Origin of the sequence: uncultured Bradyrhizobium sp. (assembly GCF_936943645.1) — a bacterium.
In the GTDB taxonomy this organism is placed as follows: Bacteria; Pseudomonadota; Alphaproteobacteria; order Rhizobiales; family Xanthobacteraceae; genus Bradyrhizobium.
Genome location: NZ_CAKZJO010000053.1, coordinates 119,626 through 138,593 on the forward strand (window position 1 = coordinate 119,626; position 18,968 = coordinate 138,593).

At 65.3% G+C, this 18,968-nt stretch carries 17 protein-coding genes; 14 read left to right on the forward strand and 3 right to left on the reverse strand.

Annotation, left to right across the window (positions count from 1 at the left end; genetic code table 11):
• Positions 1-383: 383 nt before the first annotated feature.
• The 3 genes from Q0743_RS12555 to Q0743_RS12565 all read left to right on the forward strand — a co-directional run bounded on the left by Q0743_RS12555 (position 384) and on the right by Q0743_RS12565 (position 4,708).
• Positions 384-1,730, forward strand: coding sequence for a lipopolysaccharide biosynthesis protein (locus Q0743_RS12555; RefSeq protein ID WP_298241834.1), 1,347 nt, complete (start codon positions 384-386; stop codon positions 1,728-1,730).
• Between the two features lie 238 nt (positions 1,731-1,968).
• Entirely contained in the window at positions 1,969-3,144 is a 1,176-nt protein-coding gene (locus tag Q0743_RS12560; protein WP_298241835.1) for a glycosyltransferase family 4 protein, read from the forward strand.
• Between the two features lie 28 nt (positions 3,145-3,172).
• Positions 3,173-4,708, forward strand: a complete 1,536-nt coding sequence (locus Q0743_RS12565) for a hypothetical protein (protein ID WP_298241836.1) — start codon at positions 3,173-3,175, stop codon at positions 4,706-4,708.
• Between the two features lie 5 nt (positions 4,709-4,713).
• Here Q0743_RS12565 and Q0743_RS12570 read toward each other — a convergent pair whose 3' ends face one another.
• The 3 genes from Q0743_RS12570 to Q0743_RS12580 all read right to left on the reverse strand — a co-directional run bounded on the left by Q0743_RS12570 (position 4,714) and on the right by Q0743_RS12580 (position 7,992).
• Positions 4,714-6,420 (reverse strand): FAD-dependent oxidoreductase, encoded by a 1,707-nt coding sequence (locus Q0743_RS12570; RefSeq protein ID WP_298241837.1) that lies wholly within the window; start codon positions 6,418-6,420, stop codon positions 4,714-4,716.
• A gap of 46 nt (positions 6,421-6,466) precedes the next feature.
• A complete protein-coding gene (locus Q0743_RS12575) occupies positions 6,467-6,946 on the reverse strand; it encodes a MarR family transcriptional regulator (RefSeq protein WP_298241838.1) in 480 nt (159 codons plus the stop codon).
• A gap of 122 nt (positions 6,947-7,068) precedes the next feature.
• The gene (locus Q0743_RS12580) at positions 7,069-7,992 is read right to left on the reverse strand and encodes a LysR family transcriptional regulator (protein WP_298241839.1); all 924 of its coding nucleotides are present in this window, start codon (positions 7,990-7,992) and stop codon (positions 7,069-7,071) included.
• A 107-nt stretch (positions 7,993-8,099) separates the two neighbouring features.
• On the opposite strand from Q0743_RS12580, the gene Q0743_RS12585 reads away from it, so the two are divergent.
• From Q0743_RS12585 to Q0743_RS12635, 11 genes are all read left to right on the forward strand, one after another.
• On the forward strand, positions 8,100-8,423 hold the full coding sequence (locus Q0743_RS12585; RefSeq protein WP_298241840.1) for a Dabb family protein: 324 nt from the start codon (positions 8,100-8,102) through the stop codon (positions 8,421-8,423).
• Positions 8,420-9,499: a maleylacetate reductase gene (locus Q0743_RS12590; RefSeq protein WP_298241841.1), complete on the forward strand. Its 1,080-nt coding sequence runs from the start codon at positions 8,420-8,422 to the stop codon at positions 9,497-9,499. The genes Q0743_RS12585 and Q0743_RS12590 overlap by 4 nt, the downstream gene beginning before the upstream one ends.
• A 4-nt stretch (positions 9,500-9,503) precedes the next feature.
• Positions 9,504-10,868: an amidohydrolase family protein gene (locus Q0743_RS12595; RefSeq protein WP_298241842.1), complete on the forward strand. Its 1,365-nt coding sequence runs from the start codon at positions 9,504-9,506 to the stop codon at positions 10,866-10,868.
• Positions 10,869-10,889: 21 nt separating this feature from the next.
• Positions 10,890-11,792: an NAD(P)-dependent oxidoreductase gene (locus tag Q0743_RS12600; RefSeq protein ID WP_298241843.1), complete on the forward strand. Its 903-nt coding sequence runs from the start codon at positions 10,890-10,892 to the stop codon at positions 11,790-11,792.
• 14 nt (positions 11,793-11,806) lie between these two features.
• Positions 11,807-12,691, forward strand: coding sequence for an intradiol ring-cleavage dioxygenase (locus Q0743_RS12605; protein WP_298241844.1), 885 nt, complete (start codon positions 11,807-11,809; stop codon positions 12,689-12,691).
• Positions 12,692-12,753: 62 nt separating this feature from the next.
• Complete coding sequence (locus Q0743_RS12610; RefSeq protein WP_298241845.1) at positions 12,754-14,148, forward strand: FAD-linked oxidase C-terminal domain-containing protein; 1,395 nt, start codon at positions 12,754-12,756, stop codon at positions 14,146-14,148.
• On the forward strand, positions 14,145-15,668 hold the full coding sequence (locus tag Q0743_RS12615) for a sugar ABC transporter ATP-binding protein (RefSeq protein ID WP_298241846.1): 1,524 nt from the start codon (positions 14,145-14,147) through the stop codon (positions 15,666-15,668). Before Q0743_RS12610 ends, Q0743_RS12615 begins: the two co-directional genes overlap by 4 nt.
• Positions 15,661-16,611: an ABC transporter permease gene (locus tag Q0743_RS12620; RefSeq protein WP_298241847.1), complete on the forward strand. Its 951-nt coding sequence runs from the start codon at positions 15,661-15,663 to the stop codon at positions 16,609-16,611. The genes Q0743_RS12615 and Q0743_RS12620 overlap by 8 nt, the downstream gene beginning before the upstream one ends.
• Positions 16,608-17,585, forward strand: a complete 978-nt coding sequence (locus tag Q0743_RS12625; RefSeq protein WP_298241848.1) for an ABC transporter permease — start codon at positions 16,608-16,610, stop codon at positions 17,583-17,585. Before Q0743_RS12620 ends, Q0743_RS12625 begins: the two co-directional genes overlap by 4 nt.
• A 43-nt stretch (positions 17,586-17,628) precedes the next feature.
• Positions 17,629-18,603: a sugar ABC transporter substrate-binding protein gene (locus tag Q0743_RS12630; protein WP_298241849.1), complete on the forward strand. Its 975-nt coding sequence runs from the start codon at positions 17,629-17,631 to the stop codon at positions 18,601-18,603.
• A 71-nt stretch (positions 18,604-18,674) separates the two neighbouring features.
• The gene (locus tag Q0743_RS12635; protein WP_298241850.1) at positions 18,675-18,962 is read left to right on the forward strand and encodes a YciI family protein; all 288 of its coding nucleotides are present in this window, start codon (positions 18,675-18,677) and stop codon (positions 18,960-18,962) included.
• Positions 18,963-18,968 lie beyond the last annotated feature (6 nt).

The window sequence follows — 18,968 nt, forward strand, 5'->3', positions numbered from 1 at the left end:
TCGATATCGAGGTTAACGAGCGGGAGAGCCGGCCCTCCCAGCGACGGCCGGCACGTCTCTTGCTGGGGAATCTCCGTCAATAGCGGCTTTTGACGGCGTGGCGGCCGATTCCGGCGAGCCGTCCCGCAGTCGAACCGCTGATCTCTCCTTTCCCGGCCGTCGTCGCCGCGCTGCGCGACCGGTCGGTCCGAACCGCGCCTTGCTCTATTTGGGACAATGGGGACGACGATGTTCCACAGTGAAGCAACCGGCATTACCGCGATGCCGTCGCCGCCGGCGGGATCCCGGACGACGCCCATTAACACTCGGGGTTTTTCGGCATGCTAGGTTGTCGTCCGTACCGGAACATGTCTCTTCGGGAGAGAGCAGCTCCTTAGATTTCCATGATCGAATCCATCCTCCAGCTGTTGCGGCGTGACGTCACGCGCGGTGTTGTCGGGACCATCCTCCTCAAGGTTGGCAGCGGCGCGCTCGCGTTTGCGCTGTTCTCGCTGGCGGCGCGAACGATGTCGCCCGACGGCTTCGGCATCTTTGCGACCTGGCTTTCGGTTGCGCAGATCGCCGCCGTCATCGGACTGGTCGGGCAGGAATCCTTGCTGGTGCGCTTCCTGAACGAATATCAGGTCGGCGAGCGGCCGGACCTCACCAAAGGCGTCCTGCTGTCGAGCTTCAAGATCACTTCGGTCGCCATGCTGATCGTGATCGTCGGCATTGCCATCGCGGCGCACATGAGGGGCGACTGGTGGGTGCTGATCCTCGCGGTGTCGGCCTACACGGCGGTGAACGCCGGCGTGATGCTCGGCAGTCAGGTCGCACGCTCGTTGGTCAGCATCCTCATGGGCGAGGGAAATCGCGAGTTCTTCTGGCGGGTCATCGTCGTCCTTTTCCTGCTCGCCATGCTGCTGACGCACCGCCAGCTCGATCCCGCCGAGTTGTTCGCGGTGATGACGATTGCCCTGTCCGTCAGCCTCGCGGCGCAGATCATCTCGATCGCACGCGTGCTACCCGATCTGCGCGGCACGGCAGCGCATTCCGAAACGTCGCGCTGGCGGTCGAGCGCCCTTCACTTCTGGCTCGCATCCATCCTCGAGGTCGCAAACCAGTATTTCGACGTGATCCTCGTCTACTGGATGCTCGATCCAGCGACGGCCGGCATCTACTTTGCCGCCTCGCGCCTCGCCAACATCTTCGCCATGGTATCGGCGGCATTGTACACATTCGGCGCGCGCCGGCTTCCCTCGCTGTATTTCAGCAAGAACCATCTGGAGTTCGAGCGAACGTTGCGGTTGATGGCGGAAGTGACCGCGCTTTGCGTGGCCGCCGGGCTCGCCACCGTCTGGGTCGGCGGCCCCTATCTCCTCAACCTGTTCGGACCTCATTTCACCGAGCAGCATTCGGTCTTGATCGTGCTCGCCATCGGAACGGCCATCCAGGCCGCTGGCGGCCCGTCCGCCGCGATCCTGCAACTGACCGGCCACGAACGGATCTATGTTCCCGTCGTCGCCGCCAACGTCGCGCTGCGGCTCGCTGGATTTCTCGTCCTCATTCCCTGGCTCGGCGTGCTCGGCGCGGCGATTTCCGCCACGGTGTCGCTGGCGCTCGCAACCATTGCGCTGAACGTCCTCTGCCGCCGGCGGACAGGGGTGGATCCTTCGATCCTCGTGCTGCTGCGCTTCACGGCCTTGAAACGCGGCAATTATGCAGTCCGTAGCGCCGAGCCCGGTGAATAGACCGCAATCGCGGCATCGCTCTGCAGCCCATCGCCATGCGTCTAAGCCGCGCAAGGCCGATTGGTTAACGCACGCCTTGCGCATCATGCGGGAACCAGCGAAATGACTGTGCGAGCAGCGTCGACAGCCGAGCCTTGCATTAACTCCGTTTGTTTCTAGCCGGTGTCCACATGATGCCTGCATGATAGGTACGGTGTTAAGAAGGTGAAGATTTCGTTTCTCTAGCGGGTCGGGATCCGTGCTCCACTATCAGCCGAACAAGGAATTGGGCGAGACGACCGCGACTGCGCCCGCGCGGCCGGACGGCAGCGGACGAAGGCTGCACGTTCTTCTCGCGCAAACCCAGGCCGAGAACGCCGGCGCGCAGGAGATCTCCAGGCTGCTCGGCGCCGGGCTGACCGCGCGCGGCTACCGCGTCACCAACCTCTTCTTCTTCCGCAAATCGGACTCCTTCGACGAGCCGCCCGATACGCTCTACTGCGCACCAAGCCGACCGGGTAATCCGCTGGCGCTGCTGCGGATGCTGTGGACGCTCGGGCATCATGTCAGGACGATCAGGCCCGATGCCGTGCTGACATTCCAGCATTTCGGCAACGTCATCGGCGCCGGCGTGACGCGCCTCGTCAGCCGCGCACCCGTCATCGCCAATCAGGTGTCATCCGCGCTGGCGATGAGCTGGCCGGTCCGCACCGCCGATATCGTCATGGGCAGCGTCGGTTTCTTCGACCGCATCACGCTCAATTCGCACGATATGGAGCGCGAGTATTCGGGCTATCCCGCAGCCTACCGGTCGCGCATGGTGCATGTGCCGCACGGCTTCGACGACAAGGCCCTCATCCTGTCGAAGCGGACTGCGCGAGAAAAATTCGACCTGCCGCCCGATCGCGTCCTGCTTGGTTGCGCGGCAAGGCTGCATCCGCACAAGCGGCTCGATGCAGCAATTCGTCTGCTGCCGGATGAACCGTCCTGGCATCTCGCGCTCGCCGGCCAGGGCGCCGACGAAACCCGGCTGAGGCAGCTGGCGGACGAGTTGAAGGTGTCGGACAGGCTGCATCTGCTCGGAGAAATACCCCCGAGCCGGATGGCGGACTTTCTCGCCTGCCTGGACGTGTTCGTGTTCCCGACCCAGGCCGAGACTTTCGGCCTGGCCGCGGTCGAAGCTGCGAACGCCGGTGTTCCCTCGGTTGTCACCGATCTTCCTGTTTTGCGCGAAGTGTTGTCTTACGAAGGCAAGCCGACGGCCCTCTTCGTCGACGCCGCCGATCATGCGAAGCTGACGGCAGCGGTCTCCAGGCTGCTGACGGACCAACATCTGAGCGACGAGCTGCGACAAAACGCCAAAGGCCTGCGGTTGCGCTATTCGGTAGATGCCATGGTGGAGGAATACGTTCGAATTCTCGGCCAAGTCACCTGACCGCACGATTGGAATAGATGGGCTCGACATGATCATCGAGTTTCGCTGTGAACGTGAGTACGCGCGGCGCTGGATGAGCCGCGAGACGCTATCGATCGACGGCCGGGAAGTTCCGGTTCAAGTCGCGTGGGCGGCGACGACCGAGCCGCGGCCCGCAGGTCTCGACGCCCTGTTCGAGCTCGAGCGTATGGTGCTGCACAAGGGCCAGTACAGCGGCGCCAACAGGCTGACCATCCATTCGGCGCCGACGCAGGCTCGCACCGAGACAGCCGATGTGATCGTCGATTTCACCGGCGGCGCGCGCGATCCGAACAGCTCCGCCCGGCTGTATCTCCGTCCGCTGTTCAATGGCGTCGCCGGCGAAAACGCCGCGCTCGCCGCCATCCTGGCCGGCGACTTGCCCGTGATCGACATCGTCAACGAGGTCGACGGTTCCGTCCTCGATCGCGGTCATCCCTCCGGCGAGATCGCCGCCGGCCTGAGCGGCGCGCTGGAAACCGTCATGGCGCGAACCCTGACCATGGTCGCGGCGATCGCCTCGGGAAGGCCGCGGTTGCTGCCGCAACTGGCGCGTCCGGCCGCGACCATCCCGCGCCGAGGCCCTGCTGGCTACGTCGTGCGCGGCCTTGCCGTCTCGATTGCCAAGGAGATCTATCGCCTCTGCTGCCATGCTCCGCATTGGCATGTCGGATGGCGCTTCAATGACGGCGCGGGCGTCTGGCAGACCGGAGATCTATCAGGTCCAGGCTGGAACGTTCTGGGAGATCCTGGAAACCACTTCTACGCCGATCCCTTTCCCATCACTTGGCAGGGACGAACTTTCGTCTTCTTCGAGGATCTCGACCACCGCGTCGGAAAAGGCATCATTTCCGCGATCGAGTTCGCTGACAGTGGACCGGTCGGCGAGGTCTTGCCGGTGTTGGAGGAGCCCTGGCACCTCTCCTATCCGTTTCTGATCGAAGACGGCGGCGAGCTCTGGATGATCCCGGAGAGCTCGCTCCACGGGGACGTCGCGCTGTACAAATGCGTCCGGTTCCCGGACAAATGGGAACGGCACGCGACGCTGCTGTCAGGCCTCGAGCTGGCCGACGTCACGATCACGCGGCACAACGGCCTGCACTATCTGTTCGGAGCCTGGCGCGACGGAACCGGCGGCTATTCGGATTCGCTGGCGATCTATTACGGCGATCACCTCCTGGGCCCCTGGCTGCCGCACGCCAGCAATCCTGTGCTGATCGACCGTGCGAGCACGCGGCCAGCAGGGAATTTCGTCACGATCAACGACACGCTGTGGCGCCCGGTTCAGAACTGCACCGACGGATACGGCGCGGCGCTCGCACTGGCGGAGGTGGTCGAACTGTCGCCGACGGCATTCAAGCAGATCGTCCGCCATTCCCTGAAGCCCGGACCGGCATGGCCCGGCAGGAAGCTCCACACCCTGAACCGTTGCGGCCGGCTCGAGGTGATCGACGGATCGCATGTGCAACCCAAGACCCGCGCACTCACGAGCAGATTTCCGTCGACCGTGGCATCGCCACGAACCAGCCCGAGTACCGCCCGCTAGCGCGGCTAGCTCAGACTCTCCGTCAACCGCGCGCCGTCGCGCCATCCGAGTGCGCGGGCAAGCACGCGTCCGATCGCACCCGCCTGTGAGGTGCTGCCGCGCCACGCCACGATCTGGTCGGGACGTATCAAGGCAAGGTCCGCCTCGTAGAGGTCGCGCAGGGATGCCGGCAGCGTGACGAGCCTTACCTCGACCCCGAGCGCACGGACGGCGTCAGCGACGACAGCAGAAGCGATCTCGCCAAACTGCAGCAGCGTCCATTCGAATCCGAACATGTCGTACAAGGACGCGCCGTCATCCAGCCACGCATGCGGCGCCCGGCCGCCGGGACAGGCGCTGGGAACGTAAACATTCGCGGCATCGGGCGGCGGCTCGCTGCCATCAGAGACGATGATCGGCGAGCCGTCGTAGCGCCCGCCAAAGGTGACGCCGGGGATGTTGAACTCGGCACGGGCGTGTTGCTCGAGATAGGCGCCCGCGCTCCGCCGCGCCACCTCGCCCTCGTCCGTGGCGTCCTCGATGTCAGGCGCCGGTGCGAAGAGACCGAGGGAGTCCGCAAAGCGCCGGGCATAGTCGGTGTTGCGCAGTGCCACCGGACGCCGCTCGACCTCGTAAGTGTCGAGCAGCGACGCCGGGCTGACGCCCTTGACGACGCTTGCGAGCTTCCAGCCGAGATTAACGGCATCCTCGATCGCGGTGTTGTAGCCGAGCCCGCCGGTCGGCGTGAACAGATGCGCCGCGTCACCGCCGAGGAACACCCTGCCCCGTTGCATGCCGTTCGCAACCAGCGCGTGACCCGCGGTCCAGGTCAGGAAGGACAGCACCTCGCAGTCGATCGGCGCGCCGCAGGCTCGCTGGAACGCGGCCCTGGCTTCGTTGACCGTGATCGCGCTCTCGTCCTCGCCTTGCCGAAGCTGGGTATGAAATGCAAATTCGTCGCGCCCGTTCACGGACGCCATGAAGGCGCGACGGTCGCCGTTGAAGCAATTGTACATCCACGCCTTGGCGTGCGGGATGCTCGCGTAGAACTCCGGCGAGCGGAGATAGACGGCCAGCATGCGGCCGCCCATGAAATCACGCTGCGTCCCGGTCTCGCCGCCATAGACGATGCCGAGCGACTGGCGGACTTGCGAGCGCGGTCCGTCCGCTCCGACGAGGAAGTCGACATGGACCCGAAGGCGGCTGCCGTCATCGAGACCTTCGATCTCGCCGACGATGTCGTCATCGCTTTCGACGTAGCCGACCAGCCGGTGGCCATAGTGCAGCTTGATGCCGGGGAGCCGTTCGGCATGACGGCGAAGCACCGCCTCGACATATTTCTGCGACACCCGATGCGGCAGCTCCGCCGCGCTCCAGGAGCCCGACATGCCCTTGATGAGCTCGCCTGCGCGTGACGATGACGGCAAGGCGAAGCGCGCCAGCTCGTAAGCAGTGTAGCGCGTGAAATACGCAACGTCGGTCGGATAGTCGGCGGGCAGACCTTCGCGCCTGATCTCGTCGGCAAAACCCAGCCGCCGATAGTGCTCCATCGAGCGCGCCTGCGTCGCATTGGCTTGCGGATTGAACGCGGTCCCCGGCTTTTCGTCGACCAGGATCGCGGACACGCCGCGGCGGCCGAGCTCGTTGGCCAGCATCAGCCCGCAGGGCCCCCCGCCCGCGATGAGCACCGCGGCCGTCAGACGTGTTTCCAAGACGCTTCTCCCTACCAGCATTATCCTACATGGTAAGGAAGCCTGACGATACCGTCAAGTCGCCTGACTAATTGACCTCCTCGAGCGCGTCGAACCTCTCGCCATAAACTGCGAGCCCCTTCAGAATCGCGTCCATGGTGGGCTTGCCGAGCTCAGCGCGCATCTCCTGCTCGGCGATGTCGACGGCATCGCGGAACGCATCCAGCCATTTGCGCCCGGCCGGTGTGAACATGACGATGCGCGCGCGCCGGTCGGTCGGATCGGCGATGCGATCGACGAGACCGAGTTCGGCGCATTGATCGACCAGCTCGCCCATCGCCTGCTTGCTCATGCAGGCGCGACGGGCGAGCTCGGTGAGCCGCGTCCCCTCCACGTCGAGATTGCGGGTCAGGCTGACATGGGCGATGCGAGTCTCGTCGTGCCCCTTCTCGCTCATCAATTCGAGCACACGGCGTTCGAAGCGCCGCACGGCGTTGTTGAGCAGGCGACCGATATTGGCATGCCGCCACGCGGTGCCGGATGCGGTGCCCGGTGTTTTGGCTTTCACGAGGTCTGCTTCCGATTCGATCGATCGAGGTTGCGCGAAGCTAGCACAAGAGGCGATCTCGCGCGCTCGGACAGCCGATCGGCGCGGCCGTAGCAGCGGCCGAGATACATGATCGTTCCCGCTCATTTCGCCGTATCGATCCAGATCCCCGGCTCCGAACGCTCGCGAATATAGCTGACCAGGAAGTCGGAGAAGACCCTGATCTTGGCGGGCAGCCTGACGCGGTTTTGATAGGCGATGTTCATGGTGAGCAGCGGCAGCTCCCAGCCGGTCAGGACGGGCACCAGCCGGCCGGCCGCGATATCGCCCTGCACGATGTAGAGCGGCTGGATCAGGATGCCGAGGCCTGCGCGCGCTGCACCACAGATGATCTGGCCGTCATTGCTGTCGAGCGTCGGTGCGATCCGGACCGTCTGCGTCGTGCTGCCCTGGCTCAGCCGCAGCGAATAGGGATCGTTGGCGAGATTGTAGATCAGCATGTCGTGGCGGGCGAGATCGGCGGGATGCTCCGGCCGGCCGTGCTTCTCCAGATAGGACGGAGCTGCTGCGAGCACGCGGTGCATCTGGCCGATGCGACGGACGATGATGTTGGAATCCGGCTCGTGCTCGCGCGTGCGGATCGCAACATCGATACCGGCCTCGATGAAGTCCAGATAGCGATTTGCGCTGATGATCTGCACACTGAGATCGGGATAGAGCGCGCGGAAGGCGGGCAGCATCGGCGCGAGGTAGATCATCGCGAAGGACAGCGATGACGTCACGCGCAACATGCCCTTCGGCGACAGCGCGCGATCGGAGACCGCGTCCTCGGCCTCGGCGAGTTCATTCAAGAGCGTGCTGCAGCGTTGCAGGAGCTCCTGCCCTGCTTCGGTCAGCCATTGCCGGCGCGTGTTGCGCTCGATCAGCCGGACCGCGAGCCGCTCCTCGAGCGCGCTGAGATGACGGCTGGCCGCCGCGTTCGACATCCGCAGGGTTTCGGCGGCCTTGGACAGGCTGCCGAGCTCGGCGGTTTTGGAGAAGACTTCGAGTTGGAGCAGCCGGTCCATTGTTCCGATATGAGGAAAAGAGACTTACAAAATTTGGCCTTTATTTCCGATTTCTGCAAGGCAAAATAGCGCCAACAAAGCACAATGGCAGGCGAGGAAATCAGGAAATGTCGGGCCCGATCAGGCACATCGTGATGTGGCGGCTGCGCGGGGAGACTCCCGACGAGCGTTCCGCCGCCCGGCTGAAGGTCAAAACCCTGTTCGAGGGCCTCAAGGGCCGGATCGACGGCCTCACCCATATCGAGGTCGGCATGGACGTCAGTGCCGTCGACTATGCCTGCGACGTGGTCCTGTTCTCCGAATTCACCGACCAGGCCGCGCTCAGCGCCTATGCCAACCATCCGGAACATCTGCGCGTCCGTGAGGCGCTTGGCGACTTGCGGATCGGACGCTTCCAGGTCGATTATCCCATCAAAGAGACCGGCGCATGATCGGTTCGTTCACCTTTGAAAACCTGCCCTGCCGGGTCGTGTTCGGCAGCGGAACCTTGGCTGCGGCAAGGGTCGAGGTCGAGCGGCTCGGCGGCACGCGCGCGCTGGTGCTGACGACGCCGCAGCAGGAGGCGCAAGGCAAAAGTCTCGGAACTGCGCTGGGCCCGCTCTATGCCGGCATCTTTCCCGGTGCCACCATGCACACGCCCATCGAGGTCACCGAGCGTGCGCTCGCGGCGATGAAGGCCTGCGAGGCCGACTGCGTCGTGGCGCTCGGCGGCGGCTCGACCACCGGCCTCGGCAAGGCGCTGGCCTTGCGCACCGGAATCAACCAGCTCTGCATTCCCACCACCTATGCCGGCTCGGAGATGACGCCGATCGTCGGCCAGACCGACAACGGCCTGAAGACCACGGTGCGCGACGCGGCGATATTACCGGAGACCGTGATCTACGACGTCGATCTCACGCTGACACTGCCGGCGAGCATGGCCGCGACCTCCGGCATCAATGCGATCGCCCATGCGGTCGAGGCACTCTATGCGCGCGACACAAATCCCGTCACATCGCTGATGGCCGAAGAGGGCATCCGCGCGCTCGCCCGCGCCCTGCCCGCGATTGCCGCGAAAAGCGACGACCGCGAGGCCCGCACCGAAGCGCTCTATGGCGCCTGGCTGTGCGGCGTCTGCCTCGGCACCGTCGGCATGGCGCTGCATCACAAGCTTTGCCACACGCTCGGCGGCACTTTTGATCTGCCTCACGCCGAAACACACACCATCGTGCTGCCCCATGCGCTCGCCTACAACGCGCCTGATGTGCCCGACGCGATGACGCGCATTTCGCGCGCGATCGGCGCTGCCGATGCATCGCAAGGACTTTATGACCTTGCAAAGCGGCTGGGCGCAAAGCTGGCGCTGCGCGAGGTCGGCATGCCCGAGAGCGGTATCGACAAGGCCGCCGATCTCGCGGTGACCAATGCGTACTGGAATCCGCGGCCGCTCGACCGCAACGCCATCCGCGACCTGATCGCACGCGCCTGGGCCGGCGAGCCGCCGGGCACCATCAAAGCGGCGGCGTGAAGCGATGCGGCGCACGCTGATCAGATCCGCGACCGTCATCAGTATGGATGACACGATCGGCGATCTCGCGACCTGCGACGTGCTGGTCGAGGGCAACCGTATCGCCGATCTGCGCCCGTCGATCGACGTCGCGGCCGACACCGAGATCGTCGACGGAAACGGCCGCATCGTCATCCCCGGTCTGATCAACGCGCACATGCACACCTGGCAGACGGGCCTGCGCGGCTTTGCCGCGAACTGGACGCTTCTGGAATATTTCCGCCGCATGCATGCCGGCCTTGCGACCGTGTTCCGGCCCGATGACATCTACATCGCAACGCTCGTCGGCGCGCTGAACCAGATCAACCACGGCGTCACCACGCTGGTCGACTGGTGCCACAACAATCCGACGCCCGATCATACCGACGCTGCCGTGCGCGGCCTGATCGAGAGCGGCATTCGCGCAGCGTTCTTCCACGGCTCGCCCAAACCAGAGCCGAAGCCGGGCGAGCCGCATTTCTCGGAAGTGCCGCATCCGCGCCGCGAGGTCGAGCGGCTGCTCGCCGGCCCCCTCGCCGACCGCGACGGCCTGGTCACGCTGGGCCTCGCCATCCTCGGCCCGCATTATTCGACGCTCGACGTCGCCATGCAGGATTTTCGCCTGGCGCGTGAGCTGAACCTGATCGCCTCCATGCATCAGGGCGGCGGTCCGGCGAAAACGCCCGGCGGCTGGGAGAAGCTGATCGAGGCCGGCCTCGTCGGTCCCGGCATCAACATCGTCCATGGCAACGACCTGCCTGACGATCTGATCGACCGGATGGTCGATCTCGGTGTGTCCTTCTCGGTCACGCCCGAGAACGAGATGATCCAGGGCCACGGCTTTCCGATCACCGGACGGCTGCTCGAGCGCGGCGTGCGGCCGACGATCGGCGTCGATCTCGAATCCGTATTGGCCGGCGATCTCCTCTCCGTTGCGCGCGTCGCGCTCTCGATGCAGCGGGCGCTCGACAATGCCGAGTCGCGCAAATCGAGCGGCACCATCCCGGCGACGACCACGATTCCCGTCCGGGAGGCGCTGCGCTGGCTGACGACGGAAGGCGCCCGCATGCTTGGCCGCGAGCATCAGATCGGATCACTGACGCCCGGGAAGCTGGCCGACCTCGTCATCATCAACGCTTCCGATCTCAATCTGCATCCGGTGCACGATCCCGTCGCGACCGTGGTGATGCAGACGAGCCTCGCCAATATAGAGGCCGTCATGATCGGCGGCGTCTGGAAGAAGCGGAGCGGACGGCTGCTGGCCGACGACCTGGAGACGAAGAAAGAACTGCTGGCCCGATCGGGGCGCCGGCTGGTGCAGGACATCGAACGACAAGGACGCGCCGCCTGAAGGCGCCAATGGACAAGAATAATGACAGACGCTTCGAAAAACATTGCGTTCATCGGGATCGGCAAGATGGGGCTGCCGATGTCCGTGCTCGTTGCCAAGGCCGGTTATGCCGTAACCGCCTTCGATCAGAGCGCGGCGCGGATCAGCGAGGCACGCGCGCAAGGCATTGCGATCGCCGCCTCACCGGCCGAGGCCGTCAGCGGCAAGGCCGCGATCATCACCTCCCTGCCCGATGACACGGCCTTGCGTGGCGCGCTGCTCGGCCCCGCCGGCTTGATCGGCGCGATGGCGCCCGGAGCCATCTTGATCGAGACCAGCACCGTGAGCGTCGAGGCTTCCACTGAAATCGCCGCCGCCACCAAGGCCCGCGGCATCGCCTATCTGCGTTCGCCGGTCTCCGGCAACGCCAGTATCGTTCACACCGGCGCCCTGACCTGCTTCGTCTCGGGACCGAAGGACGCATTCGAGAACGCAAAGCCGCTGTTCGCAACCTTCACCCGCGCGCAGACCTATCTCGGTCCGGCCGAGGAAGCGCGCTACGCAAAGCTCTCCGTGAACCTGATGATCGCGGTGTCGGCCGCGATGATGGCGGAGAGCCTGGCGCTGGCGCGCAAGGGCGGCATCGCCTGGCAGGACATCCTGAAGGTGCTCGACGACAGCGCGGTGGCCTCGCCGATGGTGAAGTACAAGACCGCGCCGCTGCGCACGCGGGATTTCGATTCCACCTTCTCCTGCAAGCAGATGGCCAAGGACCTCGACCTGATCCTGGGCGCCGGCCATGCCGTCGGCGTGCCGCTGCAGCTCGCCGCCCAGGTACGCGAGACCTACGGCTCGCTGGTCGCACAGGGCGATGGCGACACCGACTTCATCGCGACCGTCAAGCATCTCGAACGGCTGTCCGGTCTCGGCGAGCCCAAACTCTGATCCACGGAGCCCCCATGCGTAACTTCAACGAGACCACGATCACGGATGCGGTGCTGGAGCGGATCGCAGGCGCAACCGATCCGCGCATCAAGGAGGTCAGCGAGGCGCTGGTGCGGCACCTGCATGCCTTCGTCCGCGAGGTGCGGCCGACCCAGAAGGAATGGGAGTTCGGCATCGAGTTCCTCACCCGCACCGGCCACATGTGCGACGACAAGCGCCAGGAATTCATCCTGCTGTCGGATACGCTCGGCGTCTCCATGCTGGTCGATGCGATCAACCACCCCGTGCCGGAAGGCGCCACCGAGACCACGGTGCTCGGGCCGTTCTTCGTCCAGGCCGCGCCCGAGAAGGACAGCGGCGCCGACATCTCCGGCCCGATGGAAGGCGATCCGATGCTGGTCACCGGCTCGGTCTCGACCGTCGACGGCAAGCCGCTCCCCGGCGCCGTCGTGGACGTCTGGCATTCCGACGACGATGGCTATTACGACGTGCAGCAGCTCGACCAGATCGGCGATCTCGCGATGCGCGCCCGCTTTCACACCGATGCCAACGGCCGCTTCCATTTCTGGTCGATCAAGCCCGCCGCCTACCCCATTCCGCATGACGGCCCGGTCGGGGACATGCTGGAGGCCCAGGGCCGCCATCCCTGGCGCCCCGCGCATGTGCACTTCATGATCTCGGCGCCCGGCTTCGAGCAGCTCGTGACGCATGTGTTCGTCGCCGGAGATCAGTATCTCGACAGCGACGTCGTGTTCGGCGTCAAAGACAGCCTGATCCGCGAATTCGTGCGTCAGCCCGCCGGCCGTGCGCCGGATGGTCGCATGGTCGAGAACGAGTATTTTCATCTCAATTACGACTTCGGCCTGAAGCAGCTCGCGAGCAACGCAAGAGCGGCGTAAGCCGAACGTAGAATCGACGGACTGATAACAGTTCGCGACAAGGACGACGACAGGGAGAGACGATGGGACCGCGGGTCAACAGTGCCGCCTTGGCCGAATGCCTCACCGGCATGATCGGCCCGCGCGCGAGCGTTGCGCGCGGTGTGCTCGATCAGCATGGGCAGAGCGAGTCGCATTATCGCAATTTGCCGCCCGACATCGTCGTCTTCCCGGAAACCACGCAGGAGGTCGCCGAGATCGTCAAGCTCTGTGCAAGCGCGGGCATGCCGATCGTGCCGTTCGGCGCCGGCACCTCGCTCGAGGGCAATGCGGCGGCCGTCGCCGGCGGCGTCTGCTTCGACTTCGCGCGCATGAACAAGGTGCTGAGCGTGCACGACAGCGACATGGATGTCGTGGTGCAGCCCGGCATCACCCGCAAGCAGCTCAACGCCGCGTTGCGCAACACCGGCCTGTTCTTCCCGATCGATCCCGGCGCCGACGCCTCGATCGGTGGCATGACGTCCACCCGGGCGTCCGGCACCATGGCGGTGCGCTACGGGACCATGAAGGACAATGTCATGGCGCTCGAGGTGGTGCTGGCCGACGGCCGCGTGATCCGCACCGCGAAGCGCGCCCGCAAATCGGCAGCCGGCTACGATTTGACGCGCATGTTCGTCGGCGCGGAAGGCACGCTCGGCGTCATTACGGAGATCACGCTGAAGGTGCACCCGGTGCCGCAGGCGATCTCGGCCGCTGTGTGCAGCTTCGACACGTTGCACGATGCCGTCGACACCGCGATCTCCGTCATCCAATCGGCAATTCCCGTCGCCCGCGTCGAGCTGCTCGACGACGTCATGATGCGCGGCATCAACGCCTACGCCAAGCTCGGCTACCGCGAGGCGCCGACCCTGTTCTTTGAATTCCATGGCTCCGAAGCGTCCGTCGCCGAACAGGCCGAGGCCGCGCAAGCCATTGCCGCCGACCATGGCGGCCATGGCTTCGCCTGGGCGAAGGCACAGGAAGACCGCAGCCGGCTCTGGCACGCCCGCGACAACACCCTCTATGCCGGCCTCGGCCTGCGGCCCGGCGCGCGCGCCGTGATCACCGACGTCTGCGTGCCGATCTCGCGGCTGGCGGAATGCCTGACCGAGACCCGCTGCGATGCGGACGAACATGGATTTACGGCGCCGATCGTCGGCCACGTCGGCGACGGCAATTTCCACATGCTGATCCTGATCGACCCGACAAAGCCCGAGGAGACCGAAGGCGCCAAGGCGCTGCAGGCCCGCATGGTCGCCCGCGCCATCGCCATGGACGGCACCTGCACCGGCGAACACGGCATTGGACTCGGCAAGATCGATTATCTCACTGATGAGCTCGGCGAAGCCGTGGACGTGATGCGATCGATCAAGACCGCGCTCGATCCGAACGGTCTCATGAACCCCGGAAAGATCTTTGCAGGCGGAGCCAAACCATGAGCGACGCGCTGCCGATCGAGGTCACCTCGCCCACGCCGCTCTTGGAGCTGCGCGGCATCAGCAAGGAATTTCCCGGCGTCAAGGCGCTGGATGACGTGTCCTTTGCCGTCTACCCCGGCGAAGTCCACATGCTGCTGGGCGAGAACGGCGCCGGCAAGTCGAGCCTGATGAAGGTGCTGTGCGGCGCCTATCGCGCCGATGCCGGCGAGTTCTATTACAACGGCGAGAAGGTCGCGATCTCCTCGACCGCCGATGCGCAGAAGCTCGGCATCGCCGTGATTTTCCAGGAATTCTCGCTGGTCCCCTATCTCGACATCGCCCAGAACATCTTCCTGGGACGCGAGCCGAAGGGCCGCATTCCCGGCACCATCGACCGCCGCAGGATTTTGGCCGACGCCAGGCGCGTGCTCGACACGATCGGCTTCGATATCGATCCCTCCACCACCGTCGACAAGCTCGGCGTCGCCCAGCAGCAGATGGTCGAGATCGCGAAAGCGATCAGCCAGAACGCGCGCATCCTCGTCATGGACGAGCCGACCGCGGCGCTGTCCGACCGTGAGACCGAGTTGCTGTTCGCGCTGATCGCGCGGCTGAAGGCCGACGGCGTCTCCATCGTCTACATTTCTCATCGCATGGCAGAAGTGTTCGCGCTCGGCGACCGCATCACGGTGCTGCGCGACGGCCGCCGCATCGACGGCGTCAAGCCGGCCGATGTCTCGCCGGACCAGCTCGTCCGCATGATGGTCGGCCGCAATGTCGACATGACCTATCCCCGGCACTTTGCCGAGAAACCTGGCGAACTCCTACTCGAGGTCAAGGGACTAACCGCCTCGACCGGCATCTCCGACATCAACATCGAGGTTCGCCGGGGCGAGATCGTCGGCCTGTGCGGCCTGGTCGGGTCCGGCCGCAGCGAGGTCGCCCGCGCCATCTTCGGCGCCGATCCCGTGACGTCGGGCGAGATCATCTTCGACGGCAAGGCCATCTCCGGCGAGCCGGATCTCGCCGCCCGCCGCGGCATCGCGCTGATCCCGGAGAGCCGCAAGAGCGAGGGCCTCGCGCTGCTACGCTCGGTGAGCGACAACCTCGTGGTCTCCGCGCTGAAGAAGCTCTTCCCGAGCGGCCTGTTCGACCAGCGCTCGGCCCAGCGCACCGCCGACGGCCTGATCCGGCAGCTGCGCATCGCAACGCCGAGCGCGCGGCAGACCGTCGGCCTGCTCTCCGGCGGTAACCAGCAGAAGGTCGTGATCGGAAAGTGGCTGGCGGCCGGCTCGAAGCTCTTCATCTTCGACGAGCCGACGCGGGGCATCGACATCGGCGCCAAGTCCGAGATCTTTGCGCTGATCGACCGCCTCGTCGCCGAGGGCGCGGCAGCGCTGATGATCTCGTCCGAGCAGATCGAGATCTGCCATGTCTGCGACCGCGCCTATGTGATGCGCGAGGGGCGCATCGCCGGGCATCTGACCCGCAACGAGCTCACCGAGGAGAACATCGTGCGACTGGGGATGCATCATGCGTGAAGCCGCGGTCGTCTCGGTGCCCAATCCGCTGCAACGGATTCCTGGCGTCGCCATCGTGCTGGTGCTGCTGATCGCGCTGTTCAGCGTGATCGCGCCCGGCTTCCTGTCGGTCGCCAATCTCTCCAACGTGCTGGTGCAGTCGACCATCCTGACCATGCTCGCGCTGCCGATGACCTTGATCATCATGACCGAGGGGCTCGACCTGTCGATGGGCGCGGTGCTGACGCTGACCTCGCTCTGCGTCGCCATCGTGTCGCTCGCGACCAAATCGATGCTGCTGGGCCTGGGCGCCGGCCTGCTCGTGGGCACGGCCTTCGGCGTCGCCAACGGCTGGCTCGTCGCCATCCTCGGCATCCCGCCCTTCGTCGCGACGCTGGGCACGCTTGGCATGGCGCAGGGCCTGTCGCTGATCGTTAGCGACGGCCAGAGCGTGGTCGGCATCCCCCACAGTGTCCGCGACATCTATTCGGCGACGCTTCTGGGCATCCCCGTGCCGATCGTGATGGCGTTCGTCACCTATGCAGCCTTCCACGGCCTGCTCTATCACACCCGTTTCGGCACCTATATCTTTGCACTCGGCGGCAATCGCGAGGCGCTGCGCTATGCCGGCCTGTCGCCGAACAAGCTGCTAATCGCGGTCTACGCGCTCGGCGGCGCCATGGCCGGGATCGCGGGCCTGCTGATGACGGCGCGCATGAATTCCGGTCATCCCACCGCCGGCCTCGGCCTCGAGTTCGACGCCATCGCCGCCGTTGCCGTCGGCGGCACCTCGTTCGAGCGCGGCAATGGCTGGCTGCTCGGCACCCTGCTCGGAGTGCTCTCCGTCGGCGTGCTGCGCAACGGGCTGAACCTGATCTCGCTGCCGTCCTCGGTGCAGGTCGCAAGCGTCGGCGTCCTCGTCATCGTCGCGCTGTTCCTCGATGGTCTCAGGAGCCGGGCATGACCGACATCACCAAAGAGGCACTGATGCCGCCCCGCTCCTTCCTGTCGCAGGACGCGATCCAGGTATTCTACCGCCTGCTCGCGGCGCTCTTGATCTGCGCGGTGCTCGCCGTGCTCAGCGATTCCTTCCTGAGCCTCGGCAACATCCTCAACGTGCTGCGCCAGGCGAGCCTGACCTTCTTCATCGCCTCCGGCCTGACGCTGGTGGTGCTGACCGCGGGCCTCGACCTTTCCGTCGGCGCCAATGTCGCGCTGTCGGCCTGCATCGCCGGCACCGTGATCCACAAGACCGGCTCGCCGGCGCTCGGCATCCTCACCGGGCTTGCCTGCGGCGGCCTCGTCGGCCTGCTCAACGGCGTCATGGTCACGGCGCTGCGCATCCCCTCCTTCATCGCCACCTACGGCATGCTCTGGGTGCTGAACGGTCTCACCTATTGGTACATGGCGGGCGAGACGCTGCACGGCTTCCCGGCCGGCTTCCGCCAGATCGGCAGCGGCTATCTGTTCGGCCTGCCGATCCCGGTCTATCTGCTGCTGGTGTTCCTCGGCATCGGGACGTTCTTCGCGCAGCGTACGGTCTGGGGCCAGGAGATCTATGCGATCGGCGCCAACCCGGTCGCGGCCCGCCTCTCCGGCATTCCGGTCGCACGGCGCCTGCTGCTGGTCTACGCGGTGTCAGGCACCATGGCGGGGCTTGCCTCGATCATCTTCCTGTCGCGGCTCAATTCGGCGGAGGCCGACATCGGCGAGAGCCTGACGCTGCCCGCGATCGCGGCCGTTCTGATCGGCGGCACCTCGCTGTTCGGCGGCGTCGGCACCGTGTTCGGCACCTTCATCGGCGCGCTGATCCTGACGCTGGTGCTGAACGGCATGAATTTGCTGTCGGTCAGCGCCAACTGGCAGCCGCTCGTCACCGGCATCATCGTCATTCTCGCGGTCTGGCTCGACATGAAGACGCGCCGCCGCGCGCAATGAGTTCTCAAGACGACCAACAAGCAAAATGAGGGATGGAGGCAACATGACACGGAAACTGAAATATCTGGCGCTACCGCTGCTGATGGCAACGGCGTTCACGACGCAGGCGCGCGCTGACGGCGAGACCATCGCCGTCTTCACCAAGAACCAGACCAACCCGTTCTTCCAGACGGTGCGGGTCGGCGCCGACAACATGGCGAAAGTGCTAAACGCCAAGACGCTGCAATACATCCCGACCAAGCCGGACTCGATCCCCGAGCAGCTCAGCCAGATCGAGGACGTCGTGGTGAAGAAGCCGAGCGCCATCGTCTTCACGCCGGTCGACTACAAGGCGATGGTGCCGGGTGTCGAGAAGATCAACGAGGCCAAGATCCCGGTCGTCAACATCACCGACCGCTCCGCGGGCGGCAAATTCCTCTCCTTCATCGGTGCCGACGATTACAGCCTGGGGCTCGAGACCGCGCGCTTCCTGTTGAAGACGCTGGGCGGCAAGGGCAACATCGTCATCATCGAGGGCGTCAAGGGTTCGCTGACCAATGTCGACCGCGTCCGCGGCTTCAACGACGCGCTGAAGGAGGCCCCCGGCGCCAAGCTGCTGGCCTCGCAGCCCGGCAATTACCAGCGGCTGCAGGCGCTTCAGGTCATGGAGAATTTGATGCAGTCGAATTCGCAGATCGACGGCGTGCTTGCCGCCAATGACGCCATGGCGGTCGGCGCGATCGAGGCGCTGGATGGTGCGAACCGGAAGGCCCAGGTGATCGGCATCAACGGCACCAAGGAGGCGATCGACGCGATCAAGTCCGGCAAGCTGCTCGCCAGCGGCGACTATAACGGATTTGCGCAAGGCTGCCTCGGCACCATGATGGCGATCCGCAGCCTTCGCAATCAGCCCGTCATCGCCGAGATCGTGCTGAAGCCCACCGTCATCACCAAGGACAATTACCGGCCGTTTGACGTGCCGCTGGAGCAACGGACCTGCCCGACCTTCGAGGACGCCAGCAAGCTCGGCGCCAAGTAATCCATCTGTCGCATCCGGACGGTCGCCTCGGCGGCCGTCCCAAGAACCAAAGTCAAGAAGCGGAGACTGCCATGCTGTTCGCCATTCACGCCGTCGACCGCAGCGGCGCGCTGCCGACGCGGCTCGCCAATTACGATGCCCACAAGGCTTACCTCGGCGACACCTCGGGCTTCGGCGTCAAGATCGTGATGTCGGGGCCGCTGGTCTCCGACGACGGCCAGACCATGATCGGCAGCCTGTTCCTGATCGAAGCGCCGGGCCGCTCCGAAGTCGAGGCCTTCAACCGCGCCGACCCCTTTGCCAAGGCGGGAATCTGGGAAAAGGTGACGATCACCGGCTTCCTGCGCCGGCAAGGCTGAGGCGGC